The sequence below is a fragment of the Blautia segnis genome, from assembly GCF_014287535.1.
Classification (GTDB): Bacteria; Bacillota; Clostridia; order Lachnospirales; family Lachnospiraceae; genus Blautia_A; species Blautia_A acetigignens.
This window is the reverse complement of sequence record NZ_JACOOT010000010.1, coordinates 161,661-184,053: the sequence shown is the minus strand read 5'-3', so window position 1 is coordinate 184,053 and position 22,393 is coordinate 161,661. Positions and strand designations below refer to the sequence as shown.

17 protein-coding genes, 3 tRNA genes and 2 pseudogenes are annotated in these 22,393 nt (G+C 46.8%); 5 read left to right on the top strand and 17 right to left on the bottom strand.

Translation table 11 applies throughout. The features are described from left to right. Positions 1 to 50: 50 nt before the first annotated feature. From H8S54_RS04950 to H8S54_RS18810, 13 genes and pseudogenes are all read right to left on the bottom strand, one after another. A complete protein-coding gene (locus tag H8S54_RS04950; RefSeq protein WP_243176649.1) occupies positions 51 to 2,024 on the bottom strand; it encodes a vWA domain-containing protein in 1,974 nt (657 codons plus the stop codon). After that, the gene (locus tag H8S54_RS04945; RefSeq protein ID WP_117852621.1) at positions 2,014 to 2,934 is read right to left on the bottom strand and encodes an AAA family ATPase; all 921 of its coding nucleotides are present in this window, start codon (positions 2,932 to 2,934) and stop codon (positions 2,014 to 2,016) included. The genes H8S54_RS04950 and H8S54_RS04945 overlap by 11 nt, the downstream gene beginning before the upstream one ends. An 82-nt stretch (positions 2,935 to 3,016) precedes the next feature. Continuing rightward, positions 3,017 to 5,131 carry a glutamine synthetase III family protein gene (locus H8S54_RS04940; RefSeq protein ID WP_178105316.1) on the bottom strand — a complete coding sequence of 705 codons (2,115 nt, stop codon included), beginning with the start codon at positions 5,129 to 5,131 and terminating at the stop codon, positions 3,017 to 3,019. Between the two features lie 88 nt (positions 5,132 to 5,219). Then, a complete protein-coding gene (locus H8S54_RS04935; RefSeq protein ID WP_117852615.1) occupies positions 5,220 to 6,113 on the bottom strand; it encodes a diacylglycerol/lipid kinase family protein in 894 nt (297 codons plus the stop codon). A gap of 160 nt (positions 6,114 to 6,273) precedes the next feature. Then, a complete protein-coding gene (trpA, locus tag H8S54_RS04930) occupies positions 6,274 to 7,053 on the bottom strand; it encodes a tryptophan synthase subunit alpha (RefSeq protein WP_186901036.1) in 780 nt (259 codons plus the stop codon). Next, positions 7,046 to 8,230 (bottom strand): tryptophan synthase subunit beta, encoded by a 1,185-nt coding sequence (gene trpB / locus H8S54_RS04925; RefSeq protein WP_186901035.1) that lies wholly within the window; start codon positions 8,228 to 8,230, stop codon positions 7,046 to 7,048. The genes trpA and trpB overlap by 8 nt, the downstream gene beginning before the upstream one ends. A gap of 24 nt (positions 8,231 to 8,254) precedes the next feature. Next, positions 8,255 to 8,902: a phosphoribosylanthranilate isomerase gene (locus H8S54_RS04920; RefSeq protein ID WP_186901034.1), complete on the bottom strand. Its 648-nt coding sequence runs from the start codon at positions 8,900 to 8,902 to the stop codon at positions 8,255 to 8,257. A gap of 23 nt (positions 8,903 to 8,925) precedes the next feature. Next, on the bottom strand, positions 8,926 to 9,723 hold the full coding sequence (gene trpC, locus H8S54_RS04915; protein ID WP_117852605.1) for an indole-3-glycerol phosphate synthase TrpC: 798 nt from the start codon (positions 9,721 to 9,723) through the stop codon (positions 8,926 to 8,928). A gap of 59 nt (positions 9,724 to 9,782) precedes the next feature. Further along, positions 9,783 to 10,796, bottom strand: coding sequence for an anthranilate phosphoribosyltransferase (trpD, locus tag H8S54_RS04910; protein ID WP_186901033.1), 1,014 nt, complete (start codon positions 10,794 to 10,796; stop codon positions 9,783 to 9,785). Next, positions 10,793 to 11,368: an anthranilate synthase component II gene (locus H8S54_RS04905; RefSeq protein WP_186901032.1), complete on the bottom strand. Its 576-nt coding sequence runs from the start codon at positions 11,366 to 11,368 to the stop codon at positions 10,793 to 10,795. Before H8S54_RS04905 ends, trpD begins: the two co-directional genes overlap by 4 nt. Then, positions 11,365 to 12,924 carry an anthranilate synthase component I family protein gene (locus tag H8S54_RS04900; RefSeq protein ID WP_186901031.1) on the bottom strand — a complete coding sequence of 520 codons (1,560 nt, stop codon included), beginning with the start codon at positions 12,922 to 12,924 and terminating at the stop codon, positions 11,365 to 11,367. Before H8S54_RS04900 ends, H8S54_RS04905 begins: the two co-directional genes overlap by 4 nt. A gap of 191 nt (positions 12,925 to 13,115) precedes the next feature. After that, entirely contained in the window at positions 13,116 to 13,271 is a 156-nt protein-coding gene (locus H8S54_RS04895) for a hypothetical protein (RefSeq protein ID WP_021924804.1), read from the bottom strand. A 92-nt stretch (positions 13,272 to 13,363) separates the two neighbouring features. Continuing rightward, positions 13,364 to 13,510 (bottom strand): annotated as a pseudogene (locus H8S54_RS18810) (DUF6783 domain-containing protein); the annotation flags it as partial. Here H8S54_RS18810 and H8S54_RS18805 point away from each other — a divergent pair. Continuing rightward, positions 13,448 to 13,681, top strand: a pseudogene (locus H8S54_RS18805) (DUF6783 domain-containing protein). The pseudogenes H8S54_RS18810 and H8S54_RS18805 sit on opposite strands and share 63 nt — an antisense overlap. On the opposite strand, the gene rhaD reads toward H8S54_RS18805, so the two are convergent. Continuing rightward, complete coding sequence (rhaD, locus tag H8S54_RS04890; protein WP_117852666.1) at positions 13,599 to 14,432, bottom strand: rhamnulose-1-phosphate aldolase; 834 nt, start codon at positions 14,430 to 14,432, stop codon at positions 13,599 to 13,601. The pseudogene H8S54_RS18805 and the gene rhaD sit on opposite strands and share 83 nt — an antisense overlap. Before the next feature lie 471 nt (positions 14,433 to 14,903). On the opposite strand from rhaD, the gene H8S54_RS04885 reads away from it, so the two are divergent. From H8S54_RS04885 to H8S54_RS04870, 4 genes are all read left to right on the top strand, one after another. Continuing rightward, a tRNA-Val gene (locus H8S54_RS04885) sits at positions 14,904 to 14,976 on the top strand. A gap of 18 nt (positions 14,977 to 14,994) precedes the next feature. After that, positions 14,995 to 15,068 (top strand) — tRNA-Met (locus H8S54_RS04880). A gap of 60 nt (positions 15,069 to 15,128) precedes the next feature. After that, positions 15,129 to 15,202 (top strand) — tRNA-Met (locus tag H8S54_RS04875). A 123-nt stretch (positions 15,203 to 15,325) separates the two neighbouring features. Then, positions 15,326 to 16,018, top strand: coding sequence for a hypothetical protein (locus tag H8S54_RS04870; RefSeq protein WP_021924473.1), 693 nt, complete (start codon positions 15,326 to 15,328; stop codon positions 16,016 to 16,018). A gap of 69 nt (positions 16,019 to 16,087) precedes the next feature. Here H8S54_RS04870 and H8S54_RS04865 read toward each other — a convergent pair whose 3' ends face one another. The 3 genes from H8S54_RS04865 to H8S54_RS04855 form a co-directional block, all read right to left on the bottom strand. Beyond that, on the bottom strand, positions 16,088 to 17,200 hold the full coding sequence (locus tag H8S54_RS04865) for a hypothetical protein (protein ID WP_186901030.1): 1,113 nt from the start codon (positions 17,198 to 17,200) through the stop codon (positions 16,088 to 16,090). Further along, on the bottom strand, positions 17,193 to 17,702 hold the full coding sequence (locus H8S54_RS04860) for an RNA polymerase sigma factor (protein ID WP_021924471.1): 510 nt from the start codon (positions 17,700 to 17,702) through the stop codon (positions 17,193 to 17,195). The genes H8S54_RS04865 and H8S54_RS04860 overlap by 8 nt, the downstream gene beginning before the upstream one ends. Before the next feature lie 863 nt (positions 17,703 to 18,565). Beyond that, entirely contained in the window at positions 18,566 to 22,363 is a 3,798-nt protein-coding gene (locus H8S54_RS04855) for a phosphoribosylformylglycinamidine synthase (RefSeq protein WP_173767663.1), read from the bottom strand. Positions 22,364 to 22,393 lie beyond the last annotated feature (30 nt).

Below are 22,393 nucleotides of genomic sequence, written 5' to 3'. Positions count from 1 at the left end.
TCACACTCCTTCTTTTATAGTGATTCCCTCCCGCAGGAGGGTCTATCCGTTTATTCGTCATCCTCCAGCTGTTTGGTCAGATAACGTCCTACGATCTTGGAAAAGCCTGTAATATTGCGGATGTATGCAAAATCCTTTCCAAAAATCTTCTTCTCCGTTGCAAGATCCTTCTCCTCCCCTGCAAAAACACCCAGAACGCTTACGCCCTGGCTTCGCAGCTTCCGGATCTGGGCTGCAGTATCCGTGATGGCATATTTTCCATGGTAAGGCTGGGGATTTCTGGCATTTGGACGGTTTACCACCACATCATAAGGACGTCCGTCACTTAAAATGATCAGGATCTTTTTCTCCTCTTCCCGCATCAGAAGTCCATAGCCAGCTGCCCGGATGGCAAGTCCGTCCCGGTTGTTGGAAGAGGTCACATAATTAAAGATATTTTCATTGGCACTTCTTGGATCGTCATATTCCCGGAAACGATGGAGAATGGTGTAATCCCAGAAGGTGCAGTAGCTCATCACCCTGTGGGGAAGTCCTGCGTTGCTTAAGGATTCGCTGATGATATAGGCCTGCAGCGCCACCTCGCCCTGACGGCTCATCTGGGAACCGCTGGCATCGATCAGCACATCCACCACGAAATCTGAGGAATCTCCTTTTAATTCCCGCTTGAAAACCTTTGCATCGCCGCTTCTTCCAAGACGCCACAGTCTGGACGGCACAATGGTTCCACGGTCCGAAAGGATCTCCTGGCTTTCACTTTTGATCACCAGAGACTTCTTCAGCATTTCTGTGAGAAGGGCAATATTTCGCTTCACGATCCGGTGTTTGTCATGGTACAGCCAGATATTCTTATTTTTCAGCCTTTTTGCATATTCATACTGGTAATTTCGCCTTACCGGATTTTTCAGGATTCCTTCCGTAAAATACAGGCTGCAGTCACCATGGATATCACGGCACATCAGCTGGTTCATCCGCTTCTCTTCCATCTCATTCAGATAGGTTTTGCCAAAATTCAGTTCTACATAAGTATGGGCTTTTTCCAGTGCTTCCGGCGGCACCACCTTAATCTTGTGCTTTGTCTGCCGTTCTTCCTCCATCTCCTGGGTCACATTGGCATTCTCCATGCCTGCCGCGTTGGAGGTCAGCTGCTCCATGTAGCTTTCCAGAGCATCCTCGTACATTTCCTCGGAAAGATAATCCCGCCAGTCAAATTCTGTCAGATCCTCTACGGTGACAGCAAGAACCTGCTCAAGGGTTGTCTTTTGGGAAAAATCAGGATCCGCCACTTCATTATATACGGTGTCGATCATGCGGATTAAGGACATGGTGTCCTTTACATCAGCCGCACCAGCTATCATATTTATATAATGATAGATTCCTTTGGAACGGTCTGAAGCGCTTAAGGAAGCACTGTCTTCTGCAACTTTTTTCGAAACAGCAGCACCTTGTTTTCCTCTGTCAATCCTTCTTCGCAGCATATTCACCCTCAGGTATCCAAGCTTGTCTGCTGCCGACGGCATCCGCTCATATTCCTGGTCCAGAATATCCTCACAGGCTCTTCTTTGCATTTCCCAGATTCCAGGGCGCTCCTGGCAGATCCGGTCTCCAATGGCTTCCTCAATACAAAGCTGGGAGACAAAGGTAAGAGCCGTCTCATCTGCACCCATAAAAATCTTCTTCACCAGATACATTCCCAGGAAATCCTTATCAAAAAACTTCGCCAGTGCTCCCTGCTTGATCCCGTCGTAAAGGGCAATGTCCTTAGAGCGCAGAAAAAGAGAAACATCTGGCTTCATCTGCTGGGTATAGTCCCCGCTGATGGTCCACAGAAGATTTCGGATCCGGTTTTCCAGTTCTAACTGATAATCCTGAATTCTAAGTTCTTCCTTGTCATTCCACTTGGCCTGAAATTCTTCTGCATCCTCAAGATCAACTACTTTTGCCAAAAGCTTCTCAGACTCACCATCTGCCCTTTTTCCTGTGGAAGGCTTCATTTCCAGGGAAACTTTTTTCGCCTTATCTTCCATAAACATCTTCCCATGTCCAGCTTAGAGGAATTCTGGTTCTCACCACATCCTCCACGATTTCCTTTTCAAACACATCGAATGTCTTATTCACAATTCCCATGCGCACAGCCTGCCATGGGGAAAGTCCGGTGCGCACGATCTTCATGGCTGCCAGAAGTCCGCGAAGATCCAGAGGCTTTGTGGAAATCTCACTGTTCATGGATTTTTGCTGCAGGTCCATAAACACGCCGATAAACTGCTCTACAGCTTCCTTCTTTGCATCCGGGAACATCCTGTGAAAAATAAATCCAAGGGTCTCCTCGTTCTGTGCAGGCATATCGATTACCAGGAAACGGGACACCAGCGCCTCATTCAACTCCTTGGTTCCTGCATATCCGTAGTTCATAGTTCCGATAAACCTTGCCGCAGGGTGCAGGTCGATCTTATCGTATCCCGGCACATCAATGGAACGGCGGTAGTCCAATGTGGCATGAAGCACGGAAACTGCATCATTTTTCGCCATATTGATCTCATCCAGAATTCCAAATCCGCCTTCCTGGGCGCACTGGTATATGCTTCCCTTGCGAAGCTTCACCTGATTGTCCTCAAAGGTATCGGTCCCGATCAGGTCTCCGCTGTTGGTATTGACATGGAAAGATACGTTATACACCGGACGTCCGAAAATATATGCCAGATTCTCTGCCAGCACATTTTTCCCAGTTGCCTTGGGGCCGGCAAGAAGAAGATTCTCCCCTTCCAGTATAGCAGCCATTCCCATTTCCAGGGTTTCCTTTCCATAAAATGGAAGGGACGGTTTCATAAGACGGTGCTTCGCCTCTTCTGAAACACCATACTCTTTCCGGTAGTCTGCTGCTGCCTGAATCAGCCCTTCTGCAACACCCTGTTCCTCTAAAAAATCAAACTCATTCATATATTCTGAAATCTCCTGTTACTTTTGACACTTTATCCCTTTAATAGAAAAGAGGACTGTCTGTACAGTCCTCCTAAAAAACTTACGGCTCGAAAACAAGATCTCCGTAAGATGGCATCGGCCACATTTCCTTGTCAACCAGCATCTCCAGCTCGTCAACCGGCTGTCTTAATTTTTCCATTGCAGGTACCAGCTTCTCTCTGCAGAACACTGCTCTTTCACGTCCTTCCGGATGAGCCTCCACCTGATCTACCAGCTTGCTTAACTTATTCATGGCACTGTTCACTTCCTTCAGAAGCTTGCTTGCCTTTTTCAGAAGATCCATCTGTACGCTTACATCAATGGGTCCAACTGCTTTCACCTGATTGATGGATTCTGCAAGGACCGTTGTGTACTTGATCACTGCCGGAATGATCTGTTTGGTAGCCATGTCGATCATGGTCTTGGCTTCAATATTGATTGCTTTCGCATAAATCTCATACTGGATTTCCGCTCTGGATTCCAGCTCTGTTTTTGTAAATACGCCGAATTCTCCGAAAAGCTCCACTGCCTTATCGGTAGTCAGTGCCGGGATGGCATCTACCATAGACGGCAGAATTGGAAGTCCGCGGCGGCGTGCTTCTTTTTCCCACTCTGGTGCGTAGCCGTTGCCGTTAAATACGATTCTCTGATGCTCTGTTGCATATTTCTTGATCAGGTCATGGACAGCCAGATCGAAGTCCTCGGCTTTCTCCAGAATGTCGCAGGCTTCCTTGAATGCTTCCGCTGTAATGGTGTTCAGCACTACATTGCATGCGGAAATGGAATCCTTGGAGCCAACCATACGGAACTCGAATTTGTTTCCGGTAAAAGCAAATGGGGAAGTACGGTTGCGATCTGTGGCATCCTTCATAAAATCCGGAAGGGTCTTAACGCCTGTAGCAAGCTTCTCGCCAGTCTTGCTTCTTGTTGCGGTTCCGGTGCTGATCAGCTGCTCCAGCACGTCCTCAAGCTGTTCTCCAAGGAATACAGAGATAACAGCCGGCGGAGCCTCATGTCCTCCAAGACGCTGGTCGTTTCCAACATCTGCTGCGGACTCACGAAGAAGATCTGCATGCTTGTCAACTGCCTTTAAGATACAGGTAAGCACCAGAAGGAACTGGATATTCTCGTGAGGTGTCTTGCCAGGCTCCAGAAGATTGATTCCATCGTCTGTAGTAAGGGACCAGTTGTTGTGCTTGCCGGATCCGTTCAGTCCTGCAAATGGTTTCTCATGAAGAAGGCAGCGCATTCCATGACGGCTTGCTACTTTCTTCAGAATGCGCATCATGATCTGGTTGTGGTCTGCTGCGATGTTAACCGGAGCGTAGATTGGAGCCAGCTCATGCTGTGCAGGTGCTACTTCATTATGCTGTGTCTTGGCTGTCACGCCTAACTTCCAGCACTCTTCATTTACTTCTTTCATGTATGCAGAAACTCTCTGACGGATAGTTCCGAAATAATGGTCATCCATCTCCTGTCCCTTCGGCGGCATTGCGCCAAAAAGAGTACGTCCGGTGTAAACCAGATCCTTTCTCTGCATATATTTTTCTTTATCTACAAGGAAATATTCCTGCTCTGCGCCAACAGAAGGAGTTACTCTTCTGGAGGTTGTATTTCCGAAAAGTCTGAGAAGGCGTAATGCCTGTGTGTTGATTGCTTCCATAGAACGAAGAAGCGGGGTTTTCTGATCCAGCGCCTCTCCTGTGTAGGAACAGAATGCAGTAGGGATACATAAGGTTCCGCCAGCTGCGTCATGTCTTACAAATGCCGGTGAGGTACAATCCCATGTTGTATAGCCTCTCGCCTCAAAGGTTGCACGAAGCCCGCCGGATGGAAAAGATGAAGCATCTGGCTCACCTTTGATCAGCTCTTTGCCGGAAAAGCTCTGAAGAACCTTTCCATTCTCCATAGGTGCGGTGATAAATGCGTCATGCTTCTCTGCAGTTACGCCTGTAAGGGGCTGGAACCAGTGGCTGTAATGAGTAGCGCCTTTCTCAATGGCCCATTCCTTCATCTCATGGGCAACCACATCTGCGACCTCCATGGAAAGCTCCTTGCCTTCCTCAATGGTCTTCTTCAGTTCCTTGTAAACTTTCTTCGGCAAACGTTCCTGCATGACGGAATCATTGAATACATCACATCCGAATAATTCCTTCACATTAACATAATCTCCCATTGTTCCTCTCCTCTCATTCATCACACATTACTGGTTTTATTTTATCTTGGGCAACTTGCTGACCTTTCGCGCAGGTATTTTCCCTACTCTACTGTGCACTTCTCAGGCGAAGATTCAAAGCCTGCTTCAGATTCTCAATCTCCACAACCTCAGGGCTTCCGCCGTACTCACCGTCCAAGGTCCACGCAACCGCCTCATCCGCTTCAATGGTAAGCTTCCTTGCCTTGAAGGAATAGATCAGGTCAGAATTGTCTTCCATGCTAAGAAGATTCCGGATAATTTCCTGCATTTCCAAAGGATTCTTCGGCTGTACGATCAGGGTGACCTCAAAAAGGCCGTCATTCATATCCACATCCTTGGTCAGGTTCTTAAAACCGCCTACGGATCTGGAATTGGTGACCATGCCGTAGATGAAATTATCCTCGATCACGCCGCTCTCTGTCACTACTTTCATATGGTAGGATTTGATATCCAGAAGTCTCTTGGCACCCTCCAGAACATAGGCCAGATGGCCAAGAATATTCTTCAGGTCCTGGCTGGTCTCGTAGGACACATCTGTAAAAAGGCCAAAGGCAGCCACATATGCAAAGGTCTGATGATTGAATCTTCCAACATCACACTTATAGATCTCCCCGTCCATGATCATAGATGCAGCATCCAGCATATTCTTGGGCATAAAAAGACTGTTGGCAAAATCATTGGTGCTTCCGGCAGGAATGTAGCCGATCGGCACATTGCTTCCCACCTCGGTGATTCCGGTTACCACTTCATCCAGGGTACCGTCACCGCCGCTGCAGACGATCAGATCTACCTGGTCTGCATATTTTTTCACCTGTTCGTAGGCATCTCTGGGGGCCTGAGTGGCACGGATGATCACTTCATAGCCGCATTTGTTGAAGATATCTACAATCTCCATCAGAGATGTTTTGATTTTTCCTTTCCCTGCTTTGGGATTAAAAATAAATACCAGTTTTTTCTCCAACTTCATTCCTCTTTTTCATTACCTTATTTTACACATAAAATTTGATTCACATATGATACTATAAAAAAAAGAGGGCAAATTGTCAACGCTTTTGCCCTCTTTTATACTCTTTTTAGAATATTGATGCACAAAAAAATTTTTATTTGCACTTCTTATTTTTTTAGGCTTCTCTGACTGCATCCTTCATGGATTTCACATATTCCTTTACATAAGGAACACAGTTTTCCCCGTGGGCTGCGCACAGCTTCACAATAGCAGATCCTACAATAGCACCGTCAGACTGGGCTGCCATCTTCTTTGCCTGCTCCGGGGTGGAAATTCCAAAGCCAACCGCACAGGGAATATCCTTGACTGCTTTTACAAGCTTTACCATACCTCCGATATCCGTTGTGATCTGTGTTCTGGTTCCGGTTACACCAAGGGAAGATACGCAGTATACAAAGCCGTTTGCCTCTTTTGCAATCTGGGTAATGCGCTCATGGGAGGTTGGAGCGATCAGGGAGATCAGATCCAGACCATACTGTTTGCATACGGTATCGAACTCTTCTTTTTCCTCAAAAGGTACATCTGGAAGGATCAGTCCATCCATTCCCACTTCTGCTGCTTTCTTTATGAAGTGCTCTGTTCCATAGGAAAAAACAACATTGGCATAGGTCATGAACACCATAGGGATGGCTGTTTTCTGACGGATCTTTGCTACCATGTCAAAAACCTTATCTGTGGTTACGCCGCCGCTTAACGCGCGGACATTGGCTTCCTGGATCACAGGACCTTCTGCTGTGGGATCGGAAAATGGAATTCCAAGCTCGATCAGGTCTGCCCCTGCCTCTTCCATTGCGTATACAAGCTGCTCTGTGATTTCCAGTGACGGATCTCCGCAGGTAATAAACGGAATAAATGCTTTTCCTTTTGCAAACGCTTCTGTGATTTTGTTACTCATGGATATCCTCCCCTCTGTATCTTGCAATTGCCACGCAGTCTTTGTCACCGCGGCCGGAAATGGTGATGACAACGCTCTGGTCTTTTCTCATCTTTGGTACGATTTTTCTTGCATAGGCAACTGCATGGGCGCTTTCGATTGCCGGAATGATACCTTCTGTTCTGGAAAGATATTCAAACGCTTCTACCGCTTCTTCGTCGGTTACCGGCACATACTGGGCGCGTCCGGTATCATAAAGATGGGCATGCTCCGGTCCGATTCCCGGGTAATCCAGGCCTGCGGAAATAGAGTATACTGGAGCGATCTGGCCGTACTCGTCCTGACAGAAATAGGATTTCATTCCGTGGAAAATGCCAAGCTTGCCTGTGGCGATGGTGGCTGCTGTTTCTGCTGTATTGACGCCTCTTCCTGCTGCCTCACAGCCGATGAGCTGTACGTCTTTGTCTTCAATGAAATGATAGAAGGTTCCGATGGCATTGGAGCCGCCGCCTACGCATGCAAGGACTGCATCCGGGAGCTTGCCTTCTTTTTCCAGCATCTGCTCTTTGATTTCTTTGGAGATAACTGCCTGGAAATCACGGACAATAGTTGGGAAAGGATGGGGGCCCATAACAGAACCAAGTACGTAGTGGGTGTCAGCAATTCGGTTGGTCCACTCGCGCATGGTTTCGGATACGGCATCCTTCAGGGTTGCAGTTCCAGAGGTCACAGGATGGACTTTGGCACCAAGGAGACGCATTTTGTATACGTTTAAGGCCTGACGTTCGGTGTCCTCTTTTCCCATGAAAACTTCACATTCCATTCCCATGAGGGCTGCTGCGGTAGCGGTTGCTACGCCGTGCTGGCCGGCTCCGGTTTCTGCGATCACACGGGTTTTTCCCATCTTTTTGGCAAGGAGAACCTGGCCTAAGACGTTGTTGATTTTGTGGGCGCCTGTGTGGTTTAAGTCTTCTCTTTTGAGGTATACTTTGGCTCCGCCTAAGTCTTCGGTCATGTGGGCTGCGTAGTAGAGGCGGGAAGGACGGCCGGCATATTCATTTAAAAGTTCGGTAAGTTCCCGGTTGAATTCTGGGTTGTCTTTGTAGTGATTGTAGGCTTCTTCTAGTTCAATTACGGCGTTCATCAGGGTTTCGGGAATGTACTGACCGCCGTGAATTCCAAATCTTCCTTTTGACATGGTGTTGTTCCTTTCCTTTATACTTTAGGAATCTGCCTCGCGCTCTTTTTTGTAAGCTTCCAGAGTGTTGATCTGTTTCAGCATTTTAGAGAGCTGGCGGATTTTGGCTGGGTCTTTTTTGCCATCGGTTTCAAGGCTGCTGCTGATGTCTACCGCCCAGGGATGCAGCTTTGCAATGGCAGTTCGAAGGTTTTCGGGGGCGAGGCCGCCTGCCAGGAAAAAGGGACGCTTTACAGGGGGAACCAGATTCCAGTCAAAGGTTTCTCCGGTTCCGCCGGCTCCCTGATCCAGAAGGATATAGTCGGCAGGACTTCGAAGGGCACGCTTTACGTCCTCTGGAGTTTTGATGGAAAATGCCTTGATCACGGGCTTTCCGGTCATGTTCTGGATCTTTTCAATATAGTCTTCGTCCTCGTTTCCGTGAAGCTGTGCTGCCCACAGGGTTCCATCTCTTAGTAATGAGATGGGCAGTTCCGGCGGCGCATCTACGAACACGCCTATCGGAAGGGTCTCTTCATTCAGTCCCTTAACCAGGACTTTCACCTGTTCTGGTGTAACGCTCCGGCGTCTTCCCGGTACCTCTATTACGAATCCTGCAAAGTCTGGCTTCACCTCATTTACTGCTGCAACATCTGCCTCACATGTCAGTCCGCAGATTTTTAATTTTGCCATATTGTTCTATTCCTTTTCACTTTTTAAACAATGTCTTTATTCAGTTCCTCAAGCGCTGCCTTCTTATCCGGGCTTCGCATAAGGGTTTCGCCGATGAGTACGGCGTCCACTTTATTCTGGTACAAAATACGAATATCCTTAGATGTTTTAATTCCGCTTTCTGAGACAAATACTGTATTCTCCGGTGCCATCTTTCGAAGCCGCACGCTGTTTTCCATATCTACGGTAAAATCATGAAGATTCCGGTTATTGACTCCCACGATCTTCGCCTCAAGATTCAGCGCCCTGTCTACTTCCCACTCATCATGGGCTTCCACCAGGGCATCCAGTCCCAGATCCTGCGCCAGTTCTCCAAAAGCTTTCAGCTGTACATTGTCCAGAATGGCACAGATCAGAAGCACGGCTGAAGCACCAAAAGCCTTGGCCTGGTAGATCATATACTCATCTACCGTAAAGTCCTTGCGAAGCACCGGAATGTTCACATTCCCTGCAATCTCCTGCAGATACCTGTCAGATCCCTGAAAATAAAAGGGTTCTGTAAGGCAGGAAATTGCGGAAGCACCTGCTGCCTCATACTCTTTTGCAATATTCAGATAAGGAAAATCCGGCGCGATCAGCCCTTTGGAGGGGGACGCCTTTTTCACCTCGCAGATATAAGACATTCCCGGCTTTCTTAAAGCATCCAGAAAACTCTGCTTCTCCATTGCATGCTTCGCCAGTTCCGAATCCAGCTGTGACATCAGGACCCTTGTTGGAACCTTAAATTTCTCTTCTTCAATCCGTTCCCTGGTTCGTGCTGCTATTTCCGTTAAAATACTCATGATATCTCCTACTGCTGTTTTATTTTATCATTTTTGTTATAAAATCTTTCTCTATTATGTTATTCCATATTGCTCATTTCAATAAACTCTTCCAGCTTCTTCAAGGCTGCGCCGCTGTCGATCAGCTCTTCTGCCAGCTTCACTCCGGAAGCAAGATCATCTGCCTTTCCTGCAATATAAAGTGCTGCACCAGCATTCAGGCAGACTGCCTGGCGTTTTGCCCCAGTCTCCTGGCCTTCCAGAATTGCTCTTGTGATTGCGGCGTTTTCCTGTGGGGTTCCTCCCTGAAGTTCTTCTCTTTGGCAGCGCTTATATCCGAACTGCTCTGGAGTCAATACATAGGAAGTAAATTTTCCATCCTTAATTTCGCATACAGAAGTAGGTGCGCTCATAGAGATCTCATCTAAGCTGTCCTGTCCAAATACGACCATTCCTCTTGTCACGCCTAAGTTTGCCATAACCTGTGCCAGCGGCTGTACAAGAGCCTCATCATAAACACCCATCAGCTCCATATTGGCGCCAGCCGGGTTGCTGAGAGGTCCAAGAATATTAAATACGGTGCGGATTCCCAGCTCTTTACGGATCGGTGCTACATACTTCATTGCAATGTGGTAATTCTGGGCAAACAGGAAACAAATCCCGATTTTTTCCAGAAGTTCCTGGCTTTTTTCCGACGGAATGGTGATCTTTACACCAAGTGCTTCTAACACATCCGCAGCACCGGATTTGGAGGAAGCGGCACGGTTTCCGTGTTTTGCTACCGGTACGCCGCCTGCTGAGATCACCAGGGAAGCAGTTGTGGAAATATTAAAAGAATTGGATCCGTCTCCGCCTGTTCCCACGATTTCCAGCACATCCATGTCATGGAGCAGCTTAATGCAGTGTGCTCTCATGCCTGCTGCGGATGCTGTAATCTCGTCGATGGTCTCACCTTTTAATGCTAATGCAGTCAGATAAGCGGACATCTGAACCGGAGTTGCTTTTCCGCTCATAATCTCATCCATAACCTCTTCTGCTTCCTGATATGTTAAGTCCTGTTTTTTGGATAATTTGATAATGCTTTCTCTGATCATTTTTCTGCTCCTTTCAAGAAATTCTCTATCATCTTTTTTCCGTCCGGGGTCATAACAGATTCCGGATGGAATTGCACGCCGTATACCGGATAATCTTTATGTTCTACTGCCATGATTTCTCCATCCTCTGACTTGGCAGTCACGATCAGTTCCTTTGGAAGGGTTTCTTCCCTTGCCGCAAGGGAGTGATATCTGGCTGCCTGGAACCGTTCTGTCAGTCCATTTAGAAGGACACTGTCACAAGTACGGATCATCTCATCCTGCTTGCCGTGCTTTAATTCCTTTGCGTAAGAGACAACGCCGCCAAATGCTTCGCAGATGCTCTGATGGCCAAGGCACACGCCCAGAATTGGGATTTTGCCTGCAAACTCTTTTATTACAGGAATACAGATTCCTGCATCCTCCGGTCTTCCCGGTCCCGGGGAAAGCACGATGGCTTCCGGTGCCATCTTTTCAATCTCCTCAAGGGAAACCGCATCGTTTCTTACCACCTGCACATCTGGATTTACAGATCCGATCAGCTGATACAGGTTATAGGAAAAGCTGTCGTAATTATCAATTAGTAAAATCATTCCAATCCCTCCTCTGCCTGGCTGATGGCCCTTACCACTGCTCTTGCCTTATTCTGGCACTCTTCAAATTCTTTTTCCGGTATGCTGTCTGCTACGATTCCGGCGCCGGAACGGATACAGATCTCATCCTTCTTTTTGTAAACCAGGCGAATCGCAATGCACACATCCAGGTTTCCTGTGAAATCCACGTATCCAATGGCTCCGCCGTAAATTCCTCGTTTGCTTTGCTCTAATTCCTGTATGATCTGGCAGGCACGGAACTTTGGCGCTCCTGAAAGGGTTCCTGCCGGTAAAACAGCATCCACTGCATCAATGGCATCTTTTCCTTCTTTGATAACGCCTGTTACGGTAGAACCAAGATGCATCACACAGGAATATCGTTCCACGGTCAGGTATTTTTCCACCTTCACGCTGCCAAGCTTACTGATCTTTCCAATGTCATTTCTTCCAAGATCCACCAGCATATTGTGCTCTGCCAGCTCTTTTTCATCCTGAAGGAGGTCTGCCTCAAGGGCCCTATCCTCTTCTGCATTTTTTCCACGGGGTCTTGTTCCAGCAAGAGGGAAGGTGCTTAAGTTTCCATGTTCCAGCTTCACCAGTGTCTCCGGGGAAGCTCCGGCGATCTCAATATCATCGCTGGAAAAATAGAACATATAGGGGGATGGATTGGTTGCACGCAGCACTCTGTAGGTGTCAAATAAGCTTCCTTCTGCTTTCGCTCTCATAGGATTGGAAAGAACTACCTGGAAGATATCCCCCTCATGGATATAATGCTTGGCTTTTTCCACCATGTCACAGTACTTTTCCTTTGGGAACTGGGGCTTGATCTGGGACTGAAGCCTGATCGGAGGAAAGATTTTTTTCTCACCCTTTTTGATCAGCTCCGTCATTTCTTCCAGTTTTTCACTGGCCTGTTTATAGGACTTTTCCGGATCATCTGTCATCACCCCTGTGATGAGAAGAACCTTCTGGCGGTAATGGTCGAACGCGATCACATCGTTAAACAGCATCAGATCCAGATCCCGGAAATCCTGGGCTTCTTCGTCTTTTAATTCCAGCTTTGGTTCGCTGTATTTGATGTAATCATAGGAGAAATAGCCCACCAGACCACCGGTGAAGGTAGGCATGTTGTCCATCACAGGGCTTTTATACTGCTGGATGATTTTCCGGATAGCGTCACCTGGATGAGCAACCTGCATGACCGCTTCTGACTGTTTTTTTCCAATATGAAGGGCATCCGCTTTGTTCGTTTCCGCTTTTCCAGTTTCCAAAGCATCCGTTTTCTTTTCAAACAATTCATCCGTCCGTCGGATTCGCAGTGTCCCATCTGTACAGGTAATTTCCATAGAAGGGTCATATCCAAGAAAAGAATATCTGCCCCACACCTCGTTCTGACTGGCACTTTCCAGCAGATAGCAGTGATGACTGGCTTTGTGAAGGATCCGCATCATCTCCACCGGGGTGTAGCTGTCTGCGTACAACTCTTTGCAGACCGGAATTCTTTTGTAGGTTCCTGCTGCTGCCATTTCTCTGATCTCGTCAAATGTTGGATACATCTTTTAACACCTCCGTATATACTAATGTAGCAATAGAAAAGACCCGTCCTTGACAGAACTTCTATGTCTGTCAAGGACGGGTCCCATAATATACTCACCCGCGGTGCCACCTTGATTCACGATCAATCAATCGTGCTCTTAACGGAATACTATCATACTCCTGACAACTGACGTATGTCTTACGTCGCACGCTACTTGGCATCTGATGCAAAACTCTCTTGGCCATTTCTAAGTCTGCCCTGTTCTGCTTCCTGTCCGCCTTTCAATGCGCCCTCAGCGGCCCATTTGATAAACTGCATTACCATCCGGCTCTCAGCCTCCCGGACTCTCTGTGGGTGCACGATCATCTTTATCCCCGCTTCAACGGTTTAGTCTGTTAAATTAAATTTTTATATAAAATAGCACAGAAAAAATTTATTGTCAAGTATTTTTATATCTTTTACAATTTTTTGCAAATAAAAAACCTGTCCAAAGAAGCATTGAAGCTTGCCCTAGAGCGTGTTTGAAAAAGGCTTTCTGCAAGATGTGCGTCACAATTTGTGGGAGATTTTGTCCGGATGAGGGCGCCGTAGCGGGCTACGGCAACTGAATTCGGGCAAAATATACCGCAAAGTGGGGCGTGCAGATTGCAGGAATGCTTTTTCAAACACGCTCTAGGCAGGTCTTATATAAATTTACTGCTCTTTTTCGTAAAGGAATTCTTCCGGCAGGGTTACGTGGAAATCTTTGGCTACTGCCCGGAAATCATCTGGTGTGATGGTCTGCAGCTTACGTGGAGCCATGGACATTACCTTTACCAGGATCTCAGCGGACTTCTCTACTGTGTGAAGAAGACCAAAGGTCAGGTCAAAGTCCTCTCCGGAGCAGAACATTCCGTGATGTGCCCAGATGACAACATCATATTTTTTCATCAGCTCTGCAGTCTTTACTGCGATCTCTCTTCCGCCTGGCACCATCCAGCCAACAACGCCTACACCATCTGGGAAAACTACCGGGCACTCTGTCGCAGACTCCCACAGCTCTCTTGTAAATACCTTGTCATCCAGAGGAAGCACAAAGGTAAGCGCAATGGTGTTTGTGGTATGTGCGTGATAAATAACACGATGCTTTCCATTTGTCAGCTTTTTCTTTACTTCGTGGTTCATCAGGTGGGTGGGAAGCTCACTGGTTGGGCGGCCGCCTTCTACAAGGCCCCAGCGGATTCTGTAATTAACGCCCTTGTCGTCCAGCTCGATAATAGCCAGGCATGCTTCCGGGTCTACTGCTATATTTCGGAAATATTTGCCGCTTCCGGTTACCAGGAAAAACTCTCCTGCAAGTCCCGGCACCTCTGTGCCGATTGGCTGCCACTCTCCCGGTGCATTCAGACGGGGGCGGATCATTTCTACTTCCTCATTTTTCAGACGATAGCTTAAGTTTCCGCCGTTTCTCTCGTGCCAGCCCTGCTGGAAACCATCGTCTGCCATTTTAATAAAGCCCTTCATAAATTTGGAATCTAAAATCTTCATACCATCTTCTCCTTTTCTCGTATCGCCAATCTTTCCTTCTTTAGAGCCGGTTTGAAAAAACTCCGGAATCAGAAGGCTGGTCGCAATTATGGTCCCCGGCTTTTTGTGAGCCATTCTTCTTTCATGCCTGCCGCAAATTCCGGGTCATGCATGTTGTGGGACCATACGAATACTCTGTGCCAGGCAGTGCCTTTTCTTGTTTCTGACAGGTATTCGGTATGTTTTGTTTGCTTCTTTTTGTTTACAAGCACAGTATAACACTTAACTTGATTTTGAAAAGAACCTGGCTTGCCTTGTTTGCATATTCCCTTTGCAAATAAGGACCCAAAATAAAAGGCTTATTTTGTATTCGAAAAAACTTTCAAAAAAATTTCAACTTTTTTAAAAAAAGCTGTTGACAATTTGCGACAGTTGATAGTATAATAGCAAAGCGAGCTGCGGAAGAGAGATAAATCTTCACAGATTGTATATGGGGTCTTAGCTCAGCTGGGAGAGCATCTGCCTTACAAGCAGAGGGTCATAGGTTCGAGCCCTATAGGCCCCATACTTATGAAATAAATATGGCGAGATAGCTCAGTTGGCTAGAGCACGCGGTTCATACCCGCGGTGTCGAGGGTTCGAATCCCCCTCTCGCTACTTTGCTGATAGTCTTTTATACGCACAGACTTTTCAGCAAATCTTTTCTAAATTGAATATGGCGAGATAGCTCAGTTGGCTAGAGCACGCGGTTCATACCCGCGGTGTCGAGGGTTCGAATCCCCCTCTCGCTACTATAGATGTTGCGAATTGCAGCATCTATTTTTTTGCTTTATTATTAGAGCGTGTTTGAAAAAGGCTCTAACTTACAAATTATACCTGTAGTTTATACTTTCAATATATAAAGGAGTATCTGCATGAACATTGATCCATCCATACGTAAACTTCTTGATAATGAAACAACGATCCACGAAGCACAGATCCGTGCTTTGTTCCAGTCCCTTGACCGCAAGTTTGGTCTTCGGGGAGCTTCTGTACCCATTCGCTTCGGCTACGATGAAGCTTTACTTGGCTCTTATACACCGGCTTCTGCCCACGAGAAGGAAAGCTTTTATTTTTCCCTGCTGTTCATCGGCTATGCAGTAAAAAAGCCACTCTCTAAAGAAGACCGTCTGGATCTCTACAAACACGAATACGCCCATTATATGCAATACAATATGAAAATCCCTGCACAGTATAACTGGCAGTCCGGCAAGCACGGAAGTGCCTGGAAATACTGCTGTTCACTTGTAGGCGCCGCACCAACCCCTTATTATAAAATCGGAGAAAGCCTGTTAAAGCACGATTATGACAAGGCGCTAAAAAATCCAATTCACGATAAAACGGTTCAGATTCGTGACACTTACCGCCGGGAACAGGCTTACCAGAGTACCAGGCACAGCGAAATCAAATTTCAGGTCAATGATGTGGTAGCACATCCGAAATTTGGCGAAGGCATTGTGGAAGAAGTAGTTCAGCTTCCAAATTCCGTCAGGCTGCACATTCGCTTTCCTGACAATGAAGTAAGAAAAATTGATCAGAAGTGGCTGCTGCGATCAAAGCATAAATAGGACTGGCCAACTATCAGCCAGTCCCTTTTTCCTTCTCAAGCACACTCTAATCCACTATCTCACTGCTTTTCAAGACATCTGCAGCATAACCGGCTCATAGGCAATGGAATTTTCGTAATCATATGCCCGGATGCCAATTTCATCCGGCAGATCTGTTTTCTCATACATAATCTTCCATACACCCTCTTTTGTGTTTTGTGTAGTTTCAGCACTACCACCAACACTGGTCATATTCCAGAGGTTTCCATTTGCCTCTGTCACATCCAGTGCGATATTGGAAGCATCCCCCAGCACCATATAATGAATAGCTGCATATTCTCCAATTTCGGATTCTTCCACTTCCACAGACAGGATTTTCACCTTCCCATCAGCCGTAATAATGCCGTCTTCTGCATTTTTCGGCACATAAGTAACCGTTCTTTTCTGGCTCTTATCTTCCAGCTGGAAAGTAATGTTTGTCCGCATCACATCATCCACACTTTTGGCATCCGGAAGCATAGCTACTCCCACGCAGGAAACAGTAAGATTGCTGCTCTGGTTCCCTTTTACTGCGGAAGAATAAATCATCAGAACATCGTCCTCCTGGGAACGAAAATCACCGGATGCACTGCTGATTCCAAGCTTCTCCCCGAATTCAAAGTGAGCGTTCACCCTTACCACTGTAAGCCCTTTTTCTCCCGCATATTCTTCTATAGTTTGATTACTGTCAATTCCAAGATTGCTTACAGGATCGTCGTAACTGGAATCCTCTCCTACCAGGAAATATTTTCCACGCTCCTTTGCAGCTGCTTCTACCACGATCTGGACACTGTTCTTATCACACAAAGCTTCTTTGACTGTAAAGGTAAGGATGGAGTCCCCATCCTCCTGCTGTACCGGTTCATTTTCAATCAGAGCCTGGGCTTCCTTGGACAGCCTGGCACCTCCATTGCTAAAGAAGCTGGAAATCCCCATATATTTCTCAGCAGCAAAAACGGTGGCCCCAAATGCCATCACAGCTGCAAAGGAAAGGACCAGGCTGCGCTTCCAGTTTTTCCTGTTGGTTCGTCCCCCTGTGCTTCTTGTTTCTTTCTTTTTATCTTCTGTCCTTTCCAGCGTGTCCAATGTCTCATCAATTCTATCCAGTACACATTTTGGTACAGTTGTCTCTTCTGAAAAAATATCAAACAGTTTATCATCCATGAATGTACCCTCCTTCATACTCTGCGCGAAGCTGCTTTCTTGCACGTGAAAGTCTTGTCAGCACTGTATTCTGACTGATTCCCAGAAGTGCTGCAATCTCCTTTACACTAAGTGCCTTGCTGTAATACAAAAGAATCACTGTCTTGTATTTTTCGTCCAGTGACGCCAGGATTTCCTTCCACTCGCAGTCCAGATACCCTGGTTCCTCAAAGGTTCCCTCTTCCATCTCTACAGCAGGAAATACCCGTCCTTTGTGTCGCAGCATTTCATTGCAGTTATTAATAAGAATCCGGATCATCCAGGTTTTGAAATAGGAATCCTTTTTCAAAGTGGAAAGCTTTTCATAGCAATTTAAAATGGTTTCCGAAATGGCATCTGCCACATCCTCATCATTTTTCAGATAGGCCCAGGCGACCTTGTACATGCTCTGGGTGTTCATCCTGATGAGTTGGGAAAACGCATTCGAATCTCCGGATTTTGCCTTTTTCACCAAATTTTCCATAAGGTTCTTTCGCTCCTTTTTTGTGTTCTGCAGTACACGAAATTTATTGCTTTTTCCTTTTACATACATTAGATGGAAAAGGGTGGGGGAATATTTCATGGAATTAAATTTTTCGCTAAAATGGAACTTAGTTAATCAAGGCGGACGCGTTCCCCCAGGTGTGCCGGAACAGCCAATGACGAATTTCGGGATTTGGCTCCGTCGCCTATTGACAGGTGGGGAAGCAAACTCGCCCTATCGGGCTCAGACAGTGCATCCCCACCTGTCGCTTACTCACCAAATTCCCGAAATTCGCCAACCGTCTGTCCCGGCACACCTGGGGGAACGCTGGCTATTGAAAACTATTCCCGCAATCTGCACATCCGAATATTGCAACGCACAGCGGTGAATTAACGGCTAAGGGCGCACCTGAAATGACCTGCTTAGGAGTAACAGGTGTCCAGAGGCTGTGCATCGGCTGGAATTCCCCTTAATGCCAGTAAATAAGTATCAGTCTGAATTCCCTCTCAGTGCCAGTGAAGAAGTATCGTTTTAGCACATTCTCCTTACCAGTAACCAGTGAGTTCGCAATGTATATTCGTGAACAGGTCATTTCAGGAGCGCTTTTAACGTAGACGAGATCCACTGTCTACGAAGACTTAACATCGAAGGCTCTCCTGAGATGTTTAGTCGCAGTTGACAGTTAGCTCGGCGAAGTGTTGCGACGACCTGCGATGAATATACATTGCGAACTCACGTCCTGCTAACAATTGCTTCACTAAATTACGTTTAATTGAATTGAAAGGAGCCGGCACCTGTAATCTACATTACAGCTGCCAGCTCCTTTTCCCTATAACTTATTCATCTTAGAGCGTGTTTGCACATTATTTAAAGTACTCAACACCGGACTCAAAGATCTGAATATCCTGCTGTCCGTAAATATTGATAGCAACACCATTGTCACGACGCTCACTGTGAGCCATCTTACCAAGAACACGTCCATCCGGGCTTGTAATACCCTCGATGTTGTAGGTAGAACCATTGATATTGGACTCTTCAGACTGATCCAGATCTCCATTTGGATTTACATACTGTGTAGCCACCTGACCATTTGCAAGAAGCTTTGCAAGCCACTCATCATTTGCTACGAAACGTCCCTCACCGTGAGAAGCCGGGTTGCAGTATACACCGCCAAGAGCAGCTTTCTGCAGCCATGGTGATTTGTTGCTTACTACCTTGGTGTAAACCATCTTGGAAATATGGCGTCCGATGGTGTTGTAGGTCAGTGTCGGAGAATCCTCCTTCTGTCCGCAGATCTCACCGTACGGAACAAGTCCCAGCTTGATCAGTGCCTGGAATCCGTTACAGATACCAAGTGCAAGACCGTCTCTCTCATTTAACAGCTTCATAACCGCCTCTTTGATCTTTGCATTCTGGAAAGCGGTTGCAAAGAACTTAGCGGATCCATCCGGCTCATCACCGGCAGAGAAGCCGCCTGGGAACATGATCATCTGTGCCTGGTCAATAGACTTCTCAAAGATCTCCACAGAATCGCGGATATCTTCTGCACTTAAATTCTTAAATACCTTAACATCAACCTCAGCGCCTGCTCTCTCAAAAGCACGGGTGCTGTCGTATTCGCAGTTGGTTCCCGGGAATACCGGAATGAATACACGAGGTTTTGCTACTTTATGCTTGCATACGTAGATCTTCTTTGTATTGTAAACACCGTTCTCATAGGTTGCTTCTTCCTCTTCCGGTTTCACCCAAATTGCTTTCGGGCCATCGTTTGTCTCTCCTGAAACAGTCTTAAATACTTTCTCCAGAGTGCCTGTCCATGCATTGTATGCCTCTGCCAAAGTAATCTCCACATTTCCATAGGAGAATTTACCATCAGCTGTTACCTCACCGATTACAGTGTAAGTAATGGAAAGCTCTCCAACCTTTTCAGCCGGAACCTCCAGAACCAGATCACCGAAACCAGGAGCAAAGAAATCTCTCGGATCCAGATTATGCTCGATCTTTACACCCATTGCATTACCGAATGCCATTTTGCCAACAGCTGCTGCAATACCATGACGGTCAAGTGCATAAGCAGAAACAACCTTTCCTGCCTGTATGTCATTATGAAGCTTTTCATACTGATCCATAATACCTGCATAATCCGGTAAATCGTACTGATCCTTTGGTGCACGAAGCCATACCAGTTTGTTACCAGCCTTCTTCAGTTCAGGTGTAATTACATCCTGAAGCTTGGCAACATCTACAGCGAAAGAAACCAGTGTCGGCGGAACATCAATATCATTGAAGGTTCCGGACATACTGTCCTTGCCTCCGATAGATGGAAGGCCAAAGCCCATCTGTGCTGCATAGGCACCAAGAAGTGCTGCAAAAGGCTGGCTCCATCTCTTTGGATCTTCTGTCATGCGACGGAAATATTCCTGGAAGGTGAAACGGATTTTCTTATAATCGCCGCCTGCTGCCACAATTCTTGCAACAGATTCCGTCACTGCATAGGCAGCTCCATGGTATGGGCTCCAGGAGGATAAATATGGATCAAAACCATAGCTCATCATGGTTACAGTATTTGTAGTTCCGTTCTGTACAGGTACCTTGGCAACCATTGCCTGAGTCTCTGTAAGCTGGTTTTTACCGCCATAAGGCATAAGCACGCTTCCTGCACCAATAGAACTGTCGAACATCTCTACAAGGCCTTTCTGGGAGCATACATTCAGGTCTGCAAGTGTGGAAAGCCATTTTTCCTTCACATCTGCTACGTCCGGACGCTCCTCAAAAAGGTTGCCCTCTTTATTGGGAATCTCCACCTCTACGGTTGTCTCCTGATGGGCACCGTTGGTGTCAAGGAATGCACGGGAAATATTGACAACTTCTTTTCCTCTCCAGGAAAGTACCAGTCTTGGCTCTTTGGTTACCACTGCAACCGGAACCGCCTCTAAGTTCTCTTCGTTTGCAAAGCCAAGGAATTTGTCTACATCCTCTGGTGCAACCACAACAGCCATACGCTCCTGGGATTCGGAAATAGCGATCTCAGTGCCGTCAAGGCCTGCGTATTTCTTCGGAACCTTATCAAGGTCGATCTGAAGTCCGGGTGCCAGCTCTCCGATTGCTACGGATACACCGCCTGCACCAAAGTCATTACATTTCTTAATGATATGGCTAACTTCCTCACGACGGAACATACGCTGGATCTTACGCTCTGTAGGTGCGTTTCCTTTCTGTACCTCAGCACCGCAGACTTCAATAGAAGCCTCTGTATGTACCTTGGAGGAACCGGTAGCACCACCGATACCGTCACGTCCTGTACGTCCGCCAAGGAGGATGATAATATCTCCCGGATCAGAGTTCTCACGGATAACTGCGCGTCTTGGAGCAGCACCCATAACAGCACCGATTTCCATACGTTTCGCAACGTAGTTCGGATGATAGATTTCTTTTACATAGCCTGTAGCAAGACCGATCTGGTTACCATAGGAGCTGTATCCATGAGCAGCACCGCGAACCAGCTTCTTCTGAGGCAGCTTGCCCTTGAGCGTTTCTTTCACGGAAACAGTAGGATCTGCTGCTCCGGTTACACGCATTGCCTGATATACATAGGTACGTCCTGAAAGCGGATCTCGGATAGCACCGCCAAGACAGGTAGCTGCACCACCAAACGGCTCAATTTCAGTAGGATGGTTATGTGTCTCATTCTTAAAGTTGATCAGCCATTCCTCTTCTTCTCCATTTACATCAACAGGAACTACAATACTGCAGGCGTTGATCTCATCGGACTCTTCCTGATCCTGAAGCTTGCCTTCGGATTTCAGCTTTTTCATGGCCATAAGGGCAAGGTCCATCAGGCACACGAATTTATCGTCCCGTCCTTTATAAAGGACTTCTCTGTCAGCAAGATATTTGTGATAAGTATCCACGATAGGAGCTTTGTAATCGCCCTCGTCAAATTTTACATCTGTAAGTTCTGTAGAGAAAGTGGTGTGACGGCAGTGGTCGGACCAGTAGGTATCCAGCACACGGATCTCTGTCATGGACGGATCACGCTTCTCCTCGTTTTTGAAATAGTTCTGAATGTGAAGGAAATCCTTGAAGGTCATTGCAAGGTTCAGGGAACTGTAAAGCTCTTTTAAAGGAGCCTCCTCCATATCGCGGAAGCCGTCGAAGATCTTCACATCTTCCGGATCCTTGAACTCTGCAACCAGTGTCTCCGGCTTCTCAAGTCCGGTCTCACGGGAATCTACCGGGTTGATGCAGTGGCTCTTGATTGCCTCAAACTCTTCCTCTGTAATGTCACCCTCGATCACGTAGGTGGTAGCAGAGCGGATGATCGGCTGTGCGTTCTCGTCTAAGAACTGGACGCACTGTACCGCAGAATCTGCTCTCTGGTCGAACTGTCCCGGAAGGAACTCTACAGAAAAAATACGGGTGCCGTCTGCTGCCTCAAATTTCTCCAGGTAAAGATCATCTACCGGAGGCTCAGCAAATACTGTATGGCATGCTTTTTCAAATACGTCATCGGAAATATTCTCAACATCATAGCGGATCAGTTCCCGCACATTTGTTACAGTCTTAATGCCCAGATAAGAACTGATCTCATGCTTCAGTTCTTTGGCTTTTACGGCAAAGGATGGTTTCTTTTCTACGTATACTCGTCTTACGTTACTCATTGGAAAACTCCTTTCGTGAATATAAAATAT

Bases quoted from the DNA above. Each gene is read 5' to 3' on its own strand.
- H8S54_RS04940 (WP_178105316.1), bottom strand. From the start codon at position 5,131: ATGGGAGATTATGTTAATGTGAAGGAATTATTCGGATGTGATGTATTC.
- trpD (WP_186901033.1), bottom strand. From the start codon at position 10,796: ATGATCAGAGAAAGCATTATCAAATTATCCAAAAAACAGGACTTAACA.
- H8S54_RS04895 (WP_021924804.1), bottom strand. From the start codon at position 13,271: ATGATCGTGCACCCACAGAGAGTCCGGGAGGCTGAGAGCCGGATGGTA.
- trpC (WP_117852605.1), bottom strand. From the start codon at position 9,723: ATGAGTATTTTAACGGAAATAGCAGCACGAACCAGGGAACGGATTGAA.
- trpB (WP_186901035.1), bottom strand. From the start codon at position 8,230: ATGTCAAAAGGAAGATTTGGAATTCACGGCGGTCAGTACATTCCCGAA.
- H8S54_RS04855 (WP_173767663.1), bottom strand. From the start codon at position 22,363: ATGAGTAACGTAAGACGAGTATACGTAGAAAAGAAACCATCCTTTGCC.
- H8S54_RS04870 (WP_021924473.1), top strand. From the start codon at position 15,326: ATGAACATTGATCCATCCATACGTAAACTTCTTGATAATGAAACAACG.
- H8S54_RS04920 (WP_186901034.1), bottom strand. From the start codon at position 8,902: ATGGCAAAATTAAAAATCTGCGGACTGACATGTGAGGCAGATGTTGCA.
- H8S54_RS04945 (WP_117852621.1), bottom strand. From the start codon at position 2,934: ATGAATGAGTTTGATTTTTTAGAGGAACAGGGTGTTGCAGAAGGGCTG.
- rhaD (WP_117852666.1), bottom strand. From the start codon at position 14,432: ATGAAGATTTTAGATTCCAAATTTATGAAGGGCTTTATTAAAATGGCA.
- H8S54_RS04860 (WP_021924471.1), bottom strand. From the start codon at position 17,702: ATGGAAAATTTGGTGAAAAAGGCAAAATCCGGAGATTCGAATGCGTTT.
- H8S54_RS04900 (WP_186901031.1), bottom strand. From the start codon at position 12,924: ATGTATCCAACATTTGACGAGATCAGAGAAATGGCAGCAGCAGGAACC.
- trpA (WP_186901036.1), bottom strand. From the start codon at position 7,053: ATGAGTAACAAAATCACAGAAGCGTTTGCAAAAGGAAAAGCATTTATT.
- H8S54_RS04865 (WP_186901030.1), bottom strand. From the start codon at position 17,200: ATGGATGATAAACTGTTTGATATTTTTTCAGAAGAGACAACTGTACCA.
- H8S54_RS04905 (WP_186901032.1), bottom strand. From the start codon at position 11,368: ATGATTTTACTAATTGATAATTACGACAGCTTTTCCTATAACCTGTAT.
- H8S54_RS04950 (WP_243176649.1), bottom strand. From the start codon at position 2,024: ATGGAAGATAAGGCGAAAAAAGTTTCCCTGGAAATGAAGCCTTCCACA.